The sequence below is a fragment of the Streptomyces sp. NPDC029164 genome (assembly GCF_055563995.1).
Genome location: NZ_JBVHWW010000003.1, coordinates 196,647 through 214,678 on the forward strand (window position 1 = coordinate 196,647; position 18,032 = coordinate 214,678).

The 18,032-nt window shown below is 73.0% G+C and carries 14 protein-coding genes; 9 read left to right on the forward strand and 5 right to left on the reverse strand.

The window, feature by feature from the left end; genetic code table 11:
• Nucleotides 1–818: 818 nt before the first annotated feature.
• Together ACZ4VT_RS05010 and ACZ4VT_RS05015 are read left to right on the forward strand one after the other, a co-directional pair.
• Nucleotides 819–1,649 (forward strand): SAM-dependent methyltransferase, encoded by an 831-nt coding sequence (locus tag ACZ4VT_RS05010; protein WP_467946841.1) that lies wholly within the window; start codon nucleotides 819–821, stop codon nucleotides 1,647–1,649.
• 65 nt (nucleotides 1,650–1,714) lie between these two features.
• Nucleotides 1,715–3,907: a putative bifunctional diguanylate cyclase/phosphodiesterase gene (locus ACZ4VT_RS05015; protein WP_467946843.1), complete on the forward strand. Its 2,193-nt coding sequence runs from the start codon at nucleotides 1,715–1,717 to the stop codon at nucleotides 3,905–3,907.
• Nucleotides 3,908–4,045: 138 nt separating this feature from the next.
• Here the strand turns inward: ACZ4VT_RS05015 and ACZ4VT_RS05020 are convergent, their stop codons facing one another.
• Nucleotides 4,046–5,137 carry an FAD-dependent monooxygenase gene (locus tag ACZ4VT_RS05020; protein ID WP_467946690.1) on the reverse strand — a complete coding sequence of 364 codons (1,092 nt, stop codon included), beginning with the start codon at nucleotides 5,135–5,137 and terminating at the stop codon, nucleotides 4,046–4,048.
• Nucleotides 5,138–5,242: 105 nt separating this feature from the next.
• Here ACZ4VT_RS05020 and ACZ4VT_RS05025 point away from each other — a divergent pair, with 105 nt between their 5' ends.
• The gene (locus ACZ4VT_RS05025; protein ID WP_467946692.1) at nucleotides 5,243–5,887 is read left to right on the forward strand and encodes a TetR/AcrR family transcriptional regulator; all 645 of its coding nucleotides are present in this window, start codon (nucleotides 5,243–5,245) and stop codon (nucleotides 5,885–5,887) included.
• 61 nt (nucleotides 5,888–5,948) lie between these two features.
• Here the strand turns inward: ACZ4VT_RS05025 and ACZ4VT_RS05030 are convergent, their stop codons facing one another.
• The gene (locus ACZ4VT_RS05030) at nucleotides 5,949–6,827 is read right to left on the reverse strand and encodes a LysR family transcriptional regulator (RefSeq protein ID WP_385815578.1); all 879 of its coding nucleotides are present in this window, start codon (nucleotides 6,825–6,827) and stop codon (nucleotides 5,949–5,951) included.
• A gap of 94 nt (nucleotides 6,828–6,921) precedes the next feature.
• Between ACZ4VT_RS05030 and ACZ4VT_RS05035 the strand changes: the two genes are divergently transcribed.
• The 5 genes from ACZ4VT_RS05035 (at nucleotide 6,922) to ACZ4VT_RS05055 (ending at nucleotide 12,349) form a co-directional block, all read left to right on the forward strand.
• A complete protein-coding gene (locus ACZ4VT_RS05035; protein ID WP_467946694.1) occupies nucleotides 6,922–7,626 on the forward strand; it encodes a succinate dehydrogenase in 705 nt (234 codons plus the stop codon).
• Nucleotides 7,627–7,628: 2 nt separating this feature from the next.
• Nucleotides 7,629–9,581 (forward strand): fumarate reductase/succinate dehydrogenase flavoprotein subunit, encoded by a 1,953-nt coding sequence (locus ACZ4VT_RS05040; protein WP_467946696.1) that lies wholly within the window; start codon nucleotides 7,629–7,631, stop codon nucleotides 9,579–9,581.
• Nucleotides 9,578–10,324 carry a succinate dehydrogenase/fumarate reductase iron-sulfur subunit gene (locus ACZ4VT_RS05045; protein WP_467946698.1) on the forward strand — a complete coding sequence of 249 codons (747 nt, stop codon included), beginning with the start codon at nucleotides 9,578–9,580 and terminating at the stop codon, nucleotides 10,322–10,324. Before ACZ4VT_RS05040 ends, ACZ4VT_RS05045 begins: the two co-directional genes overlap by 4 nt.
• Nucleotides 10,325–10,622: 298 nt before the next feature.
• Nucleotides 10,623–11,273 (forward strand): hypothetical protein, encoded by a 651-nt coding sequence (locus ACZ4VT_RS05050; RefSeq protein ID WP_467946700.1) that lies wholly within the window; start codon nucleotides 10,623–10,625, stop codon nucleotides 11,271–11,273.
• Nucleotides 11,274–11,377: 104 nt separating this feature from the next.
• On the forward strand, nucleotides 11,378–12,349 hold the full coding sequence (locus ACZ4VT_RS05055; protein WP_467946702.1) for an endonuclease/exonuclease/phosphatase family protein: 972 nt from the start codon (nucleotides 11,378–11,380) through the stop codon (nucleotides 12,347–12,349).
• Nucleotides 12,350–12,358: 9 nt separating this feature from the next.
• Here the strand turns inward: ACZ4VT_RS05055 and ACZ4VT_RS05060 are convergent, their stop codons facing one another.
• The 3 genes from ACZ4VT_RS05060 to ACZ4VT_RS05070 form a co-directional block, all read right to left on the reverse strand.
• Nucleotides 12,359–14,749 carry an excinuclease ABC subunit UvrA gene (locus tag ACZ4VT_RS05060; RefSeq protein WP_467946704.1) on the reverse strand — a complete coding sequence of 797 codons (2,391 nt, stop codon included), beginning with the start codon at nucleotides 14,747–14,749 and terminating at the stop codon, nucleotides 12,359–12,361.
• A gap of 103 nt (nucleotides 14,750–14,852) precedes the next feature.
• Nucleotides 14,853–16,940, reverse strand: a complete 2,088-nt coding sequence (locus ACZ4VT_RS05065; RefSeq protein ID WP_467946845.1) for a SpoIIE family protein phosphatase — start codon at nucleotides 16,938–16,940, stop codon at nucleotides 14,853–14,855.
• 374 nt (nucleotides 16,941–17,314) lie between these two features.
• Nucleotides 17,315–17,518 carry a hypothetical protein gene (locus ACZ4VT_RS05070; protein WP_467946705.1) on the reverse strand — a complete coding sequence of 68 codons (204 nt, stop codon included), beginning with the start codon at nucleotides 17,516–17,518 and terminating at the stop codon, nucleotides 17,315–17,317.
• Nucleotides 17,519–17,725: 207 nt separating this feature from the next.
• Here ACZ4VT_RS05070 and ACZ4VT_RS05075 point away from each other — a divergent pair, with 207 nt between their 5' ends.
• On the forward strand, nucleotides 17,726–18,001 hold the full coding sequence (locus tag ACZ4VT_RS05075) for an isoamylase early set domain-containing protein (RefSeq protein WP_467946707.1): 276 nt from the start codon (nucleotides 17,726–17,728) through the stop codon (nucleotides 17,999–18,001).
• Nucleotides 18,002–18,032: the final 31 nt, after the last annotated feature.

The following is an 18,032-nucleotide window of genomic DNA, read 5'->3' on the forward strand; positions in this document are numbered from 1 at the left end:
GCGCCGGTTTCGGCGGTGGTGGTGGGGGCAGGACGGGCTTGGGTACGGGTGGGGGCGCCGGCTTGGGCGGCGGAGGCGCTGGTGTGGGCTTCGGGGGCGGGGCGGGCGTGGGCTTGGGCGGTGGTGGTGGAGGGGGCGGCGGCGTGGGCGGCGGTGGCGGTGGTGGTGGAGGGGGCGGCGGTGGCTTCGGCGGGCACGGTGGCGGAGGCGGTGGCGGCGGGCAGGGGGGACCGCCGTGACGGCCCCCGCCGTGGTCCCCGCCACGGTCCCTTCCGTGGCCGGAGCCGGGGTCGTCGCCGTGATGTCCGCCACCCGGGCCGCCTCCGCGGCCGCTGCCGCCGGCCACCGCGACCACCGCGATGGCGGTCGCGCCGTCCCCGGAGCAGGTGGTCGCGTAGGCGCAGCTATCAGCCACGGCCGGCGTGGCGGCCAAGGCCGCCCACAGCAGGACCGGGACCGCCAGCAGGCGCTGGGCACAGGCTCTGTTCACCCGGGGAGCATGGGCCCGCGCGCGCCCGCGCACGCGAGGCTCGGTCCCCGGTTCGCCTGAACGGGTGGAGCCGCGACCCGAGAGGTTTGAGCCAGTTGCAGGCCGGTCCTGGGGCGATCCCGATCACGCACCGGTCAATTCCCAAAAGGGATTTGTCGGTACCGGTCATTCACCCCGCGGCGCACGCCGGGCGCCTTTGGTGTGTGACGAAGAACGGATCGCCAATTTCCGCTTTTGCTCGCCCTGTTGGGCAATGATCAGTACATTCGGCTCGGACAGGAGTCCGACCTCGGACGGACCACCGTAGGAACAACGCTTGGAGACCCCGATGGAGCGCCCGGCCTGGGCCCCGCCAGGCATCGACATATCGGTGCCGAGCGTGTCCCGCATCTACGATTACTACCTGGGCGGCTCCCACAATTTCGAGGTCGACCGCCAGGCGGCCCGCCGCGCCATGGAATTCATGCCGGGACTGCCCAAGATCATGCAGGCGAACCGGGCATTCATGCGCCGCGCCGTCCGGCACGCCGTCGCCGAGGGCGTCACGCAGTTCCTCGACATCGGCTCCGGCATCCCCACCTTCGGCAATGTCCACGAGGTGGCCCAGGCCGCCAGCCCCGAGGCCCGCGTGGTCTACGTCGACCACGACCCGGTGGCCGTCGTGCACAGCCGCGCCGTCCTCGGCGACGACGACCGCACCGGCATCGTCGCCGCCGACCTGCGCAAGCCGAAGGAGATCCTGGCCGCCCCCGAGGTCGGCCGGCTGATCGACCTCGACCGCCCGGTGGCCCTGCTGCTCGTCGCCGTCCTGCACTTCCTGGAGGACGCGGACGACCCGTACGCCGCCGTCGCCGCACTGCGCGACGCGCTGGCCCCCGGCAGCCTGCTGATCCTCACCCACGCCTCGTACGAGGGGATCCCGCTCACGGAGGCGGACGCGGGCGGCATCGTCGACGTCTACCGGGACATCCGCAACCCGCTCGTCATGCGCACCGGCGAGCAGATCGGCCGGTTCTTCGACGGCTTCGAGCTCCTGGAGCCCGGGCTGGTCTCCATGCCCGACTGGCGGCCGGACGGACCCGGCGGCGAGGCGGAGGACGAGACACCGGAAGACCCCTATGCCTTTTCGGGCTTCGGCGGAGTGGGACGCAAGGCGTGAGACTTCCGGCACAGACCGCGGGCGCACCGGACGCTGTCGCGGCGCCCGCCGCCACACCGGCCGCAATGGCGGCCGCGGCACCGGCCGCCGGTGCCTCCGCGACGCCGCACGGCGGCATCGAGGACCGGATCGCCCGCTTCGCCACCATCTGGGGCCGGGCGATCTTCCCGGTCACGGCGACCTCGCTGACCCGCCCCGAGTTCGAGCGGCACCTGGTGCCGCTCACCCGGACGCTCACCGAGGCCCTGCACGCCCGGCCCTTCGACGCCGCCGTCGCCCACCGCGTCGGGGCGGAACTCGTCGCCGTGCACTGCACCGACCCCGAGGCCCTGGCCGGCACCCTCGGCGTGATCGAGTCGTACCTGGTGCTCTACTGCGGACCGGACGGACTCGAAGGCTCCGGCGTGGAGGCCACCGCGGAGTACCACGCGCGCTGCGCCCGGCTCCAGCACGCCATGGCGGCGGGATACGCCCGGGCCCTGCGCGAGCGCACCCTCCGGGAGCAGGAGGCCATCGCCCGCTCCGCGCTGACCGCCCGCACCGATGCCCAGCAGGCCCTGCACGCGAGCGAGGAGCGCTTCCGGGCCGTCTTCGAGGGCGCGGCCGTCGGCATCGGCATCGCCGACCTCGACGGGAACGTGCTGGAGGTCAACGACACGCTCCTGCAGATGTTCGGCGGCCTGGAGGGCCACGTCCGCAGCCGCAACGTCAGCGAGTGGGGCCACCCCGACGACACCCCGCACGTCTGGCGGATGTACGGGGAACTGGTGCGCGGCGAGCGCGAGAGCTACCGCGTGGAGAAGCCGTACTACCGGCACGACGGCACCGTCCTGTGGACCAACCTCACGGTGTCGCTGCTGCGCGACGCCGACGGGAAGCCGCAGTACCAGCTGGCGCTGATGGAGGACACCACCGAACGCCGGCTGCTGAACCTGCGCCTGCGCTACGAGGCCACCCACGACGCGCTCACCGGACTGCCCAACCGGACGCTGTTCTTCGAGCGGCTTGAGAAGGCCCTCAGCGGCGCCGGCGGCAGTCGCTACGGCCTGTGCTACCTGGACCTCGACGGCTTCAAGACGGTCAACGACAGCCTCGGGCACTCGGCGGGAGACCGGTTGCTGGTGGAGGTCGCCGACCGGCTGCAGAGCTGCGCGACCGGCCCCGGCGAGGTCGTCGCCCGGCTCGGCGGCGACGAGTTCGTCGCCCTGACCACCGGCCCCGACACCGAGCAGAAGGTGACCGACCTCGCCGTCCGCATCCTCTCCGCCCTGTCCACGCCGATCCGCCTGGAGGGCCGGGAGCTGACGGTCCGCGGCAGCATCGGGATCGTCGAGGGCCCGGCCAAGGAACGCACCCCGGCGGAGGTGCTGCGCAGCGCCGACATCACGATGTACCGGGCCAAGGCGGCCGGCGGCAACCGCTTCGAATTCGCCGACGCCGAGGCCGACGCCCGCGCGATCACCCGCCACGGCCTGACCAACGCCCTGCCGGCGGCGCTGGAACGCGGCGAGTTCTTCATCGAGTACCAGCCGCTGGTCCACATGCGCGACGGCAGCGTGCGCGGGGCCGAGGCCCTGGTGCGCTGGTCGCACCCGCAGTACGGGGTGCTCGGGCCGGACCGCTTCATCCCGCTCGCCGAACGCACCGGGCTGATCGTGCCGCTCGGCCGCTGGGTGCTGGAGGAGTCCGTCCGCCAGGCCCGGATCTGGCAGTGCCAGAACGGCGGCTCGGCCCTGCGGGTCAACGTCAACCTCTCGCCGACCCAGCTGCACCACCCGGGCCTCGTCGCCGACACCGTCGCGGTGCTGGAGAAGTCCGGCCTCGCCCCGGGCGCCCTGTGCCTGGAGGTCACCGAATCGGCCCTGATAGGAGCCGACGACGAACTCCTGGAGCCGCTGCGCCGGCTCGCCGCCCTGGGCGTGGACATCGCCCTCGACGACTTCGGCACCGGCTACTCGAACCTCGCCAATCTGCGCCGCCTGCCGGTCAGCGTCCTCAAGCTCGACCGCTCCTTCACCCAGGGGATGCAGCAGCAGCCCGCCAACCCTGTCGACGTCAAGATCGTGGAGGGGATCGTCGCCCTCGCCCACAGCCTCGACCTCGCCGTCACGGTCGAGGGCGTGGAGACCGGAGCCCAGGCCGCCCAGCTGCGCGCCCTCGGCTGCGACACCGCCCAGGGCTGGTACTATGCCCGCCCCGGCGCCCCCGACCGCATCCATGCCCTCTCCCTCTCGGACGCGGTGCCCACACCTTCCTGACGTCTCCTCCACGGACCTCCGGAAGGTCCGGGTGGTCCCGGAGCCCGGCCCCGGATTCCCGGCGCGGTCGTCCGGGCCAACGGCCGCGGGTCCGCACCTGGGGTCGGGAGTCCAGGCCCGGGGCCGCCCCGGGCCGCCTCAGGCTCCGGCGGGCGGCTCGCTCCTGCTCAGGCCGACCTCCGTCCCGCGGCCGGGGGTCCGGACGGCCTGCAGGACCCGCTGGTACCGCTCCGCCGTGTCGGCCAGGACGTCGGCGGCCACCGGCAGCCGCTCCGCCTCGTACGCGTCGAGGACCTCTTCACCGCCGGCGTTGGTGAGCGCGGCGGCCAGTGTCCGTCCGAGGGCGGCCGCGTCCTGGATGCCGGTGTTCATGCCCAGCCCGCCGGCTATGGGCTGCACGTGCGCGGCATCCCCGGCGAGGAAGGCCCGGCCCTCCCGCATCCGCGTGGCCATCCGGACGTTGACCCGCCAGAAGGAGAGCCAGGTGGGATCCGCGAGCCGGATCCCCGGCATGCCGGCGTGCCGGTCGAAGATCCGCTGGAAGCTCTCCAGCGAGGGCGGCAGCATTTCACCGTGCTCGTCCCGCTCCGGCGAGGCCTGCAGCTGGAAGCTGTCCGTCCCCGGCATGGGGCAGAGCAGTATTCCGGTGCCGTCCGAGCCGAACCACTGGTGCCAGACGTCCCGGCTGAGTCCGGGTGCGCGGACGTCCCCGATGACCATCGCGGGCTCCTCCTGACCGCTCCCCTCGAAGGGGATGCCGAGCAGCTTGCGGGTGGTGCTGTGCCCGCCGTCGCACCCGGCGAGATGGCGGGCCCCGATCACGGTGCCGTCGGCCAGCTCCGCGCGCACCCCGGACTCGTCCTGGGCGATTCCGGCGAGCTCCGATCCGTACTCGACCCGCACTCCCAGCCCGGCGAGCCGGTCACGCAGGGCCGCTTCGATCTGCCACTGCCCGATCAGCAGGCCTGCGGTGGTGGGGGTGTCGTTGATGTGTTCCCCGTCGAAGTACTTGCGCAGGACCACACTTCTGCTGCCGATGGCGGCCAGGGTGTCGAGCACGCCGAGCTCCCGGAAGACGTCGAGGCTGCCCGGCAGCAGCCCCTTGCCCCGGGCCTCGCGGTGCGGTGCGGTGCGCCGGTCGATGACGCGCACGGCGAATCCGCGCAGTGCGAGGTCGCAGGCGAGCGTCAGTCCGGTGGGACCGGATCCGGCGATCAGTACGTCGGCCATGGGATGTCCTCTCCTCGTCGATGTCTCAAGGAAAGCGGCTCCCGACAGAAAAAGCAACCCAGTTACAAAATTAACTCGGTCACGGATCTGTGTTATGCTCTGCGCATGGAGAACACGACGGGTCTGCGCGAGAACAAGAAGCTCCGTACGCGTCACCGACTGGCGGCGACGGCGCTGGAGCTCTTCCTGGAACGGGGCTTCGACGCCGTGTCGGTGGCGGACGTCGCCGCGGCGGCCGAGGTCTCCAAGCCCACGCTCTTCCGGTACTTCCCGAGCAAGGAGGACCTGCTGCTCGACCGGTTCGCCGACCATCAGGACGAGGTGGCGCGAATCGTGCGCGAGCGCCCCCCGGACCGCACGCCGGTGGGCGCGGTGCACGAGCACTTCCTGGCGGCCCTGGCTGAGCGGGATCCGATCACCGGGCTGTGCGACCACCCGAACGTGATGGCCTTCCAGCAGTTGATCTACAGCACCGCCAGCCTGCAGAGCCGGCTGGGCCGCTACACCGACCGCGAGGTGGAGCTGCTCGCGGCCGGGTTGGAGGTCGAGGCGGTGTCCCCGCTCGCCGCCCGCCTGGCGGCGATGCATCTGGTGGCGGTCCGCCACGAGTTGGGCCGGGTGAACTGGCGGCGGATCGAGGCAGGGCAGAGCGCCGACGAGGCCCACCCGGCCGCCGTGGCCGATGCCGATCAGGCCTTCGGGATGCTCGCCGAAGGGCTCGACAAGGCTTTGCCCATACCCCGGACATAGCTCGGCCGTGGTCCGGCCATGCTCTGGTCGAACCCCGGCCGTGGCCCCGGCCCCCGCGCGGTCAGCCCACCAGCATCCGCTTCAGCTCGCGGGCCGCACGCGGGGGAGCCACGTCGGTGCGGTGGGCCAGGGCGACCGTGCGGCGCAGCGGGGACCCGGCCAGCGGGGTCGCCCGCAGCCCGGGGCCGGCGCGGTCCACCACCATCGCCGGGACCACCGCGATGCCGAGCCCCGCCCGTACGAAGCCCAGGACCGCGTCCATCTCGCCGCCCTCCACGGTGAAGACCGGCTCGAAGCCCTCCGCGCGGCAGGCCGTCACCGTCAGCTCCCGCAGGTCGTAGCCGTGCCGGAACATCACCATCGGCTCGTCGCGCAGGGCCCGGATGGTCAGCTCGCCGCCCCCGCCCGGAGCCGGCCGCTCCGTCGACGAGACCACCACCAGGTCCTCCGTCAGCAGTTCCACCGTGGTCAGGGCCGGAGCCGAGGGCGGCAGCGGCAGCGCGATCAGCGCGAGGTCCAGGGCCCCGCGCGCGAGTTCCCGTACGAGGTCCAGCGAGCCGCTCTCCTCGATCAGCAGCTCGATCCCCGGATGCGCGGCGTGGAAGGCGCGCAGCACGTCCGGCAGCAGGCCCGTGCACACGCTCGGGGTGGCACCCAGCCGGACCCGCCCGCGCCGCAGCTGCGCCAGTTCCTGTACCTCCAGCCGCGCGGTGTCCGCGTCCGCCAGGATCCGCCGGGCCAGCGGCAGCAGCGTCTCGCCCGCGTCGGTGAGCGCGATGTTGCCCCGCGCCCGGCTGAAGAGCTCGGCCCCCAGTTCCCGTTCGAGCGCCTTGATCTGCTGGGAGAGCGAGGGCTGGGCCACGTGCACCCGTTCCGCGGCCCGGGTGAAGTGCCGGGTCTCGGCGACTGCCACGAAGTAGAGGAGCTGCTGGAACTGCATCAGCCCAGCGTAACCCGTCTCATAGCCAATCCCTATCGAATTGAGCTCCTTCATGTCTTGGACCTTTCGGGACTTCGGTCCCTACCGTCGAGGCATGGCTCTGGCAACGCGGACGGGTCGACGGCCGTCCACCACGCGCACACTCTGGGACTCCTCCGTCGGCAAGAAGTCCGTGATGGCCGTCTCCGGCCTGATCATGCTCGGCTACCTCGTCGTGCACATGCTCGGCAACCTCAAGATCTTCTTCGGCGCGGACGAGTTCAACGGCTACGCCCACTGGCTGCGCACCCTCGGCTCGCCCTTCCTCCACCACGAGTGGGCCCTGTGGATCGTCCGCGTGGCGCTCCTCGCCGCGGTCGTCGCGCACGCCGTGTCCGCGTACCAGCTCAGCCGCCGCGACATCAAGGCCCGCCCGGTGAAGTACGCCCACAAGCGCCGCCGCACGAGCTACGCCACCCGCACCATGCGCTGGGGCGGCATCATCCTCGGCCTCTTCATCGTCTGGCACCTGCTCGACCTCACCACGCTCACCGTCAACGAGCGCGCCTGGGCGGGCCACCCGTACGAGAACGTCCTCGCGACCTTCTCCACCTGGTACGGGAACACCATCTACATCGTGGCCATGGCCGCCGTCGGCCTGCACGTCCGGCACGGATTCTGGAGCGCCGCCCAGACCCTCGGCGCCGGCAACGCCCGGCGCGACCGGACGCTGAAGTCCCTGGCCAACGCCCTGGCCCTCGTCCTCTTCGCGGGCTTCGTCTCCGTGCCCGTCGCCGTCATGACCGGAGTGGTGAGCTGACCATGAGCAACGACTACGCCCACTACACCGAAGGCGAGCCCGTCGCCGACACCAAGGCCCCCGAAGGCCCGATCGCCGACCGCTGGGACCGCCGCCGTTTCGAGGCCAAACTGGTCAACCCGGCCAACCGCCGAAAGCACACCGTCATCGTCGTCGGCACGGGCCTCGCGGGTGGAGCGGCCGGCGCCACCCTCGCCGAACAGGGCTACCACGTCGTCCAGTTCTGCTTCTCCGACTCCCCGCGCCGGGCCCACTCCATCGCCGCCCAAGGCGGCATCAACGCCGCCAAGAACTACCGCAACGACGGCGACTCCGTGCACCGCCTCTTCTACGACACCGTCAAGGGCGGCGACTTCCGCGCCCGCGAGTCCAACGTGCACCGCCTCGCCCAGATCTCCGTCGAGATCATCGACCAGTGCGTGGCCCAGGGCGTCCCCTTCGCCCGCGAGTACGGCGGCCTCCTCGACACCCGCTCCTTCGGCGGCGTCCAGGTGTCCCGCACCTTCTACGCCCGCGGCCAGACGGGCCAGCAGCTCCTCCTCGGCGCCTACCAGGCCCTCTCCCGGCAGATCGCCGCGGGCAACGTCGAGATGCACGCCCGCACCGAGATGCTCGATCTGATCGTCGTCGACGGCGTGGCCCGCGGCATCGTGGCCCGCGACCTGATCACCGGCGAGATCTCCACCCACTACGCGGACGCGGTGGTCCTGGCCAGCGGCGGCTACGGCAACGTCTTCTACCTCTCCACCAACGCCATGAACTCCAACGCGACCGCCGTCTGGCGGGCGCACCGGCGCGGCGCGTACTTCGCCAACCCCTGCTTCACCCAGATCCACCCCACCTGCATCCCGCGCACCGGCGACCACCAGTCCAAGCTCACGCTGATGAGCGAGTCCCTGCGCAACGACGGCCGCATCTGGGTCCCGCAGGCCAAGGGCGACACCCGCCCCGCCGCCGAGATCCCCGAAGCGGAGCGCGACTACTACCTGGAGCGGATCTACCCCTCCTTCGGCAACCTCGTGCCCCGCGACATCGCCTCCCGAGCCGCCAAGAACGTCTGCGACGAGGGGCGCGGCGTCGGCCCCGGCGGCCAGGGCGTCTACCTCGACTTCGCCGACGCCATCCGCCGCATGGGCCGCGACAAGGTCGCCGAGAAGTACGGCAACCTCTTCGAGATGTACGAGCGGATCACCGCGGAGAACCCGTACGAGGTCCCCATGCGGATCTACCCCGCCGTGCACTACACGATGGGCGGACTGTGGGTCGACTACGACCTCCAGACCACCGTCCCCGGCCTGTTCGCGATCGGCGAGGCCAACTTCTCCGACCACGGCGCCAACCGCCTCGGCGCCTCCGCACTGATGCAGGGCCTCGGCGACGGCTACTTCGTGCTCCCCTCCACCATCAACGACTACCTGGCCCGCCACCCGCACCAGGACGCCGTCGACGACACCCACCCCGAGGCCGCCGCGGCCGTACGGGAGGTCCGCGACTGCCTCGCCAAGCTGCTCGCCGTGGACGGCGACCGCACCCCGGACTCCTTCCACCGCGAGATCGGCGAGCTCATGTGGGAGTACTGCGGCATGTCCCGCACCGAGGAAGGGCTGCGCAAGGCCCTCGCCCGGCTCCCGGAGATCCGCGAGGAGTTCTGGCAGCGCGTCAAGGTCCCCGGCAACGGCGAGGAGTTCAACCAGTCGCTGGAGAAGGCCAACCGCATCGTCGACTACCTGGAACTCGCCGAGCTGATGTGCCTCGACGCCCTCCACCGCGCCGAATCCTGCGGAGGCCACTTCCGCGAGGAGTCCCAGACCCCGGACGGCGAGGCCGCCCGCCGCGACGAGGAGTTCGGCTACGCCGCCGCCTGGGAGTACCAGGGCACCGGCGCCGCCCCCGTCCTGCACAAGGAAGACCTCGTCTTCGAGTACGTCCACCCCACCCAGCGGAGCTACGCATGAAGCTCACCCTGCGCGTCTGGCGCCAGCGCGGCGCCGACGCCCCCGGCCACATGGCCTCGTACGAGGTCGACGGGATCTCCGAGGACATGTCCTTCCTGGAGATGCTCGACACCCTCAACGAGGACCTCATCCTGCGCGGTGAGGACCCGGTCGCCTTCGACCACGACTGCCGCGAGGGCATCTGCGGCGCGTGCAGCCTCGTCATCAACGGCGACGCCCACGGCCCCGAGCGCACCACCACCTGCCAACTGCACATGCGGTCCTTCACCGACGGCGACACCATCGACGTCGAGCCCTGGCGGGCCGCGGCCTTCCCGGTGGTCAAGGACCTCGTCGTCGACCGCGGCGCGTTCGACCGCATCATCCAGGCCGGCGGCTACATCACCGCCCCCACCGGCGCCGCCCCCGAGGCGCACGCCACCGCCGTGCCCAAGCCCGACGCCGACTTCGCCTTCGAGCACGCCGAGTGCATCGGCTGCGGCGCGTGCGTGGCGGCCTGCCCCAACGGCTCCGCGATGCTCTTCACCTCCGCCAAGGTGAACCACCTGAACGTGCTCCCGCAGGGCTCGCCGGAGCGGGAGACCCGGGTGCTGGACATGGTGGCCCGGATGGACGAGGAGGGCTTCGGCGGCTGCACCCTGACCGGGGAATGCGCCACGGCCTGCCCGAAGGGCATCCCGCTGCCGTCGATCGCCGCGATGAACAAGGAGTGGCTGCGGGCGGTGCGCAAGGGCCCCCGCTGACCGTTGCCCGCACCGCCCCGTCCCCTCACGCGGCGCAGGGCCTGGCCCCGCGGCCGCGTCACCAGCCCCCGTACGGGCGCTCCCGCCCGGGTGCCGTCGGACCGGGTCCCCGTCCCGGCCCGATCGGCCGCCCGGTCTGCCGGCCGGGCGCCCGTACGGGCCGTACGCGGCGTTCGGCCCCGCGGCCCGGCGGGAGCGCCGGGCCCGCGTCGTCCGGCCCTGCGCCGATCGGCTGACCGGCGCGGCCCACCCCGCGCCGCGCCCCGGCGGCACCCGGGCCATGGGGGACAGTGGCCCCATGCCAGAAGCCCCCGCCGGGTCCGGACCGCGTCGCCGAGCCGTACTGGCCGCCGCCCTCGCCCCGCTGACCGCGGCCGGCTGCTCCGGCGGGGAAGACATCCGCACCCCCGCCCCCGGCCCCCAGGCCGGACCCAAGGACGCCCTGATCATGGTGATCCGGCACGCGGAGAAGCCGTACGCCGGTGACTCCGGCTGGGACGAGGAGGGCGAGGACGACCCCGGCTCGCTGGCCGGCCGCGGCTGGCGCCGGGCCGAACAGCTCCCGCGCCTGTTCCCGCCGGCCAAGGGCTCCTCGCTGCCCCGCCCCGCCGCGGTCTTCGCGGCCGGCGGCAAGGACCGCGCCCCCGCGCGGTGCAGGCAGACCGTGGCGGCGCTGGCCACCGCGTTGCGCACCCCCGTCCGCGGCGAGTTCGCCGTCGGCGCCGAACTTGCCCTCGTCCGGGCCGTGTTGGCCGCGACCATGCCCGTACTCGTCTGCTGGGAACACAACGGCGTCCCGCGCCTGATCCGGGCCCTCGGCGCCCACCAGGTCCCCGGCATCCCCGCGACCTGGCCCGACCGGTACGACCTCGTCTGGATGTTCACCCGCCGCCGGGGCCAGTGGAGCTTCCGCGAACTGCCGCAGCACCTACTGCCGGGGGACGCGTAGGTGTTGGGGCCCCGGTAGTCCGCATGGGACCTCCGTGGGCGGCATCCGCCTTACGGGCAGCCGGTGTTGGGGTAGCGGCGGCGCCCGCGGGCAGCATCACGGGTGTGCGCCGAACCCCTGCCGCCCTGGCCGTCCTCGCCGTCACCCTCACCACCGCCGCCTTCTGCCTGCTCGTCGCGCCCGGACCGACCGCGGCCGCGGCCCCCGCCCCGGCCACCGAGACCCACACGGCCCACACGGCCCACACGGCCCACGCTGCCTCCGCTGCCGCCGGCACGGTCCGGCTGACCAGCTACAACATCTGCGGCAACATGTGCTCCGGCCCCCCGTACGACGCGGACCGCCGGATCGCGGAAGTGGCCGCCGAGGCCGACCCCGGGGGCTGGGGTGCCGACCAGCTCTTCCTCCAGGAGGTGTGCGAGCACCAGTACCGCGCGCTCCTCGACCGCCTCGGCCCGCTCGGCTACGGCGGTCTCCATTCCGCCACTCTGCCGGCCGGGAACGCCGCCATCTGCGAGGGCCACGCGTACGGGAACGCCGTCCTCGTCCGCGGCCCGGTCTCGGACACGGCCGACCTCGACCTGACGGTGGGCGGCGAACGCGAACCGATCACCGTGCCCTGCGCCCTGGCCTCCCTGGCGGACCGGCCCACCTGGTCCTGCTCGGTCCACCTCTACTGGGACGACGGCACCCTCGCCGTGCCCGAGGCCGACCGGCTGGCCGAGCAGGCCCGCCGGTGGCTGGAGGACGGATTCGCCGTCGTCCTCGGCGGGGACTTCAACCACTCCCCGCGCACCGCCACGCTGTCCCGCTTCTATCTGCCGGAACGCGGGGACGGTGCCCACGGGGACTTCACCGAGGCCGACGAGAGCGACCCGGAGTTCTTCGACCCCGCCGTCTGCCCGCCCGCCACCACCTCCGCGTGCCGTTCGGGCGAGACGACCTTCGGGGCGAAGAAGCTCGACTACCTCTTCTTCAGCGCCCCGCACTTCCGGGCCGCGAGCGCCGACGCCCTGCCCCTCGACACGGCGGTCTCGGACCACAACAGGCTGCGCGTCTCGGCCACCGCCGACTGACCGGCGCTCCTACCCGCCGAGCGCCCGCGCCAGGTACGCCGCCGTGCGGCCCCCGCCCGCCGCCACCTGCGCCGGGGTGCCCTCCGCGACGACCCGGCCGCCCGCCGTGCCGCCGCCCGGACCCATGTCGATCACCCAGTCCGCGCCCGCCACCACCTCCATGTCGTGCTCCACGACCACCACCGAGTGCCCGGCGTCCACCAGCCCGTGCAACTGCCGCAGCAGCACCCGTACATCGGCCGGATGCAGCCCCGTCGTCGGTTCGTCCAACAGGTACAGCGTGTGGTCCCGGCGCAGCCGCTGCAGCTCCGTGGCCAGCTTGATCCGCTGTGCCTCGCCGCCCGACAGCTCGGTGGCCGGCTGCCCCAGCCGCAGGTAGCCCAGCCCGATCTCCTCCAGCGCGCGCAGACTCCGCGCCGTCGCCGGTACCTCCGCGAAGAACCCGGCCGCGGACTCCACCGTCAACGCGAGCACCTCCGCGATGTTCAGGCCCGCGTAGCGGACCTCCAGGGTCTCGGCGTTGTACCGCGCGCCGGCGCACTCGGGGCACGGGGCGTACGTACTCGGCAGGAACAGCAGCTCCACCGAGACGAAGCCCTCGCCCTGGCAGGTCTCGCACCGGCCGCCCGCCACGTTGAAGGAGAACCGGCCCGCCTTCCAGCCGCGGGCCTTCGCTACCGGCGCCGCCGTGAACAGCCGCCGCACGACGTCGAACAGGCCCGTGTACGTGGCCAGGTTGGACCGCGGGGTCCGGCCGATCGGCTTCTGGTCCACCTCCACGAGCCGCCGTACGGGAAAGTCCGGCTCCGCGAGCCGCTCTTCGACTTCCCGGGCCAGCGCCTGCCCCACCAGCGTGGACTTCCCCGAACCCGACACTCCCGTCACGGCCGTGAACACCCCCAGCGGGAAGCGCGCGTCCAGGCCCCGCAGGTTGTGCCGGTCCACCCCGGTCAGGCGCACCGCGCCGGTCTCCGTACGCACCGGACGGGCCGCCCCGGCGGGCTCCCGCGCCGCGAACAGGTGCCGGGCCGTCGCCGACCCCGCCACACCCGCCAAGGCCGCCGGCGGCCCGCTGTGGAGGACCTGCCCGCCGCGCTCCCCGGCCAGCGGACCCACGTCCACCAGCCAGTCCGCGTGCCGCACCACGTCCAGCTGGTGCTCCACGACGAAGACGGTGTTCCCGGCCTCCTTCAGCCGGTCCAGTACGCCGAGCAGTGCCTCGGTGTCGGCCGGGTGCAGTCCCGCCGACGGCTCGTCCAGCACGTACACCACCCCGAACAGCCCCGACCGCAGCTGCGTCGCCAGCCGCAGCCGCTGCAGCTCGCCCGCGGAGAGGCTCGGCGCGCTCCGGTCCAGGCTCAGGTATCCCAGCCCCAGCTCCGTGATCGGCCCGATCCGGGAACGCAGGTCCTCGGCGAGCACCCGGGCGGCCTCCCCGTCCAGGGTGGCGGCGGCGAGTACGCCGTCCAGGCCGGTCAGCGGCATCGCGGCCAGCTCGGCGATGCCGTACCCCGCGAAGGTCACGGCCAGCGCCTCCGGGCGCAGCCGCCGCCCCTCGCACACCGGACACGGCGAATCGGCGAGGAATCGCTCGGCGCGCGCCCGCAGCGTGGTGCTCTTGCTGTCGGCGAAGGTCCGCATGACGTAGCGGCGGGCACTCATGTACGTCCCCTGGTAGGGCCGTTGGATCCGATCGGCCTCCCGCACCGGGTGCACGGTCACCACCGGCTGCTCCTCGGTGAACAGGATCCACTCGCGGTCCTTCGCGGGCAGCTCCCGCCACGGCCGGTCCACATCGTGGCCGAGCGTCTCCAGGATGTCCCGCAGGTTCTTGCCCTGCCAGGCGCCGGGCCAGGCGGCGATGGCACCCTGACGGATCGACAGCTCCTGGTCGGGAACGAGCAGTTCCTCGCTGGTGCGGTGGATCCGGCCGAGCCCCTGACATGAAGGGCAGGCGCCGGCCGCGGTGTTGGGTGAGAAGGCGTCGGAATCCATCCGCGGCGCTCCCGGGGGATAGGTCCCGGCCCGGGAGTACAGCATCCGCAGGGAGTTGGACAGCAGGGTCACCGTGCCGACGGAGGAGCGCGAGCCGGGGGAGGAGCGGCGCTGCTCCAGCGAGACGGCCGGCGGCAGCCCGGTGACGGAGTCCACCTTCGGGGCGCCGATCTGGTGGATGAGCCGGCGGGCGTAGGGGGCCACCGACTCGAAGTACCGGCGCTGGGCCTCGGCGTAGAGCGTGCCGAAGGCGAGCGAGCTCTTGCCGGACCCGGATACCCCGGTGAACACGGTCAGCGCGTCGCGCGGGATGTCCACGTCGACGCCGCGCAGATTGTGCTCCCGGGCGCCCCGGACCCGTACGAAGGGGTCGCGAGCGGCCTGGGGATCGGTGAACTGGTGCATTCGCCCCAGTTTAGAGCCTCGCCGGCCGGGCGGCGGCGTCAGCGCCGGCCGCCTGCCCCCCCACTCCGTCGCGCCATGCCAACTGCGCCGGGGCGGGGGCGACTCACGCCTGGGGGCGCCGGGCCGCCCTCATGAGGAGCATGGCGATGTCGTCGGTGCGGGGCGCGGTCCGCCGGGCGTGCCGAAGCAGGGTATCGGCCACCTCGTCCAGGTCTTCTCCTCCGGACTGGTCGAGGTGCCGGGCAAGGCCCAGGGTGTCCGCTTCGATGTCGGCCCCGGGTGTTTCGACCAGGCCGTCGGTGTAGAGGACCAGAAGCGCGCCCGGCGGGAAGGGGATCTCGCGCGTGGGGTACTCGGCGGACGGCTCGATGCCGAGCAGCAGCCCGGGCGGCACCGCCAGTACCTCGGTGGCTTCCCCCGGGTACCGCAGCAGGGGTGGCGGATGGCCGGCGCTGGCGAGGAGGGCCCGCCCGTGTGCGAGATCGATCCGGGCGATCAGGCAGCTGGTGAACAGGCCCGGGTCGAGGTCGGTCAGCAGCCGGTTGGTCCGGGCGAGGAGTTCCGAGGGCGGTGTGCCGGCGGTGCCGTGGGCGTGGACGGCGGTGCGGACCTGTCCCATCAGCGCGGCGGCGTTCACGTTGTGGCCCTGGACGTCGCCGATGGCGGCGAGGACCGTCGACGGGGTGGGTCGGATCAGGTCGTAGAAGTCGCCGCCGATGTCCATGCCGTGCCCGGCCGGCCGGTAGCGGGCGGCGACCTCCAGATCCGGGACGTCCGGCAGGGTGTGGGGGAGGAGTCCGGTCTGCAGGGTGTGGGCCAGGGCGTGCTTGGCGTCGTAGAGGCGGGCCCGGTCCAGCGCTTGGGCGATCAGCCCGGCCAGCGAGGTCAGCAGGGCCCGTTCGGCGGGCGGGAAGGGACGGGGCTGGTCGTACGAGAGGATCAGCGAGCCCACTGAGTGACCGGAGGCGGTCAGCGGCAGGAACGCCCACGCGTTGCGTCCCTCGGGACGGGGCGCGGCTGGGTGGGCGCGGCGGAACTCCTCGTAGCTGGAGAAGAAGACCGGGTCGCCGGTGGTGAGCACCTGCGCGTTGGTGACGCTCGACGTCAGCGGCGCGCCGTCGAACCCTCTGATGGACCCGCGCCGGTAGCCGCGGTGGCCGACGATCCGCAGCCGCCCTTCCTCCACCGCCATGAGGACCAGGCCTTGCGGGCCGAATGCCGGAACGATCTGATCGGCCAGCCGCTCCACCACGTCGCGAACGCCGACGGCCTCGGCCAGGGCGGCGGCCAGGTGGGTCAGGTGGTAAAGCCCCAGGGCCCCCACCGGCTCCTGGGCCGGGTGCGGAGACAGCGCCGTGGACGGGGAGGGGGCGAAGGCGGCGGGGTCGGCCGTCCCGGAGGCGACCGTCGTGGCGGGGAAGATGTGCAGGCTGATGCCGCGCGCGTCCGGATAGAGCCGGAAGAACAGGCGTACGTCGGGCGGGCGCACCGCGGTGAAGCCCGTGGGCCGGCGGGCCACCACGGCGGCCCGGTAGCGGTCCTCGACGACGGGATCGCGCAGCCACGGCAGCACCTCCCAGGGCCGCCTGCCCAGGAGCTGTGACGCTTCGGTGCCGACCAGGTCGGCACCTGCGGCGTTGATGAACGTGATCTGGCCGTCGAGGTCCAGTGCGCAGCAGCCCAGGGGCATCCGTTCGGTGAAGTCGAGGGCGGCCGCCGCCCGTGCCGGGTCCTCCTGGCGGCGCACCCGTGCGGGGACGAAGCGCGGTTCACCCTCGGGCGGCCACTCATCACCGGCCTCCACGCCGTCCGCCGCAGCCTGCCGCAGGCGCTGCCCCGCCCGGCCGGCGAAGGTCTTGAGCGCCTCCCGCTCCTGCTCGCTGAGCTGTGGCGGATGCCAGACCGGCCACAGCAGGACGAGGCCGCCCCGCACCTCGTCGTCGCCGTCGGCGAGCGGAGCCGCGGCGAGGAGGAACTCGTACGGGAGCACCAACCCGAGCCGCGGGTACCGGCGGGCGACCTCTTCCTGGCCGCCGCCCAGCCAGACGAGCCGTCGCTCGCGGACCGCGTCGGACACGGGGATGGCCTCGTCGAGGGAGATCCGCGCCCACGGGGCGGTGATGGGCGGGGGCGCCCCCGCCACGAGCCCGAGCCGCAGGACCCGCTCACCCAACCCCAGCAGGTACACCATGCCCACGGAGGCGCCCGTCTCCTCCACGAGGTCGGCCAAGGGCCCGTCCAGCCGCCCCAGACCATGGCCTGGCGTCCAGTCCGTCCGGTCTGTCCTGCCCGTGTGCCGCACGGTCGCTCACCCGTCCCTGGGATGAATATCGCCCATAAGAGGACGATAGTCCCGGGGCTCCGCAGCGGCAGGCACTCGGGCGGTCCGCGTCCCGTCCGGCGCCCCGGCGCCCCGGTGCAGACAGCGCCGGGCCGGTGGTGGCCGCGATGGACGCCACCTCCTCGAAGCGCTCCGCGAGCGGCGGGACACGCGACAGGACCCGGCCGGGTGTGACGACGGCCCCGGCCGGGTCCTGCGTGCGTGGGGTGTGACGGCGTGGACGGTCAGAGTTCTTCGTCGCGGACCTCGTCCTCGCGGCGTTCGCGGCTCGTCTCGTCCTCGCGGCGCCGCTTGAGCTCTTCCGGGCTCTTGCCCCGGGCACCCTCCCGGCCGGTACCGGGGTGGACTGGGTCCTGTCCCGGGCGGCGCGGGTGCTCCGGCTCGCTGCCCTTGCCCGGCTCCTGGCGCTTGTCCTGCGTACCGTCCATGACGGCGACTCCTCTATGACGCGTCGGGTCTGCGGATTCCTCCCGGCAAAGCTGACACGGTTAGTGACATATCGCATCATTTACGTCACCGGGTGTGGCGGGCGGGTGATGCCGGGGCGGGGGTGCCCGGGTCGGGATGCGGACGAGGGGTACGGCACCGACGATGGGCGGCGTACCCATCCGCTGACGCCGTCAGGAGCCCGCCTCATGCTGGAGCACACGCTGCACGACGACCGCACCGACGTCACCTTCATCCTCCCCGGGGACATCCCGCCGGGTCCGGTCAGCGTGGTCGGTGACTTCAACGACTGGCAGCCCGGCGTCCACACCCTCAAGGCGCGCAAGGACGGCAAGCGGGCGGTCACGGTCGCGCTGCCCATGGAGAGCGTCCACTCGTTCCGCTACCTGGCCGCGGGCGACTACTGGTTCAACGACGAGAGCGCCGTCGACCAGGACGGCCCCAACAGCCGCCTCCACACCTGATCCGCGGGGGCGGCGCGGCCCGGCCCCCCGG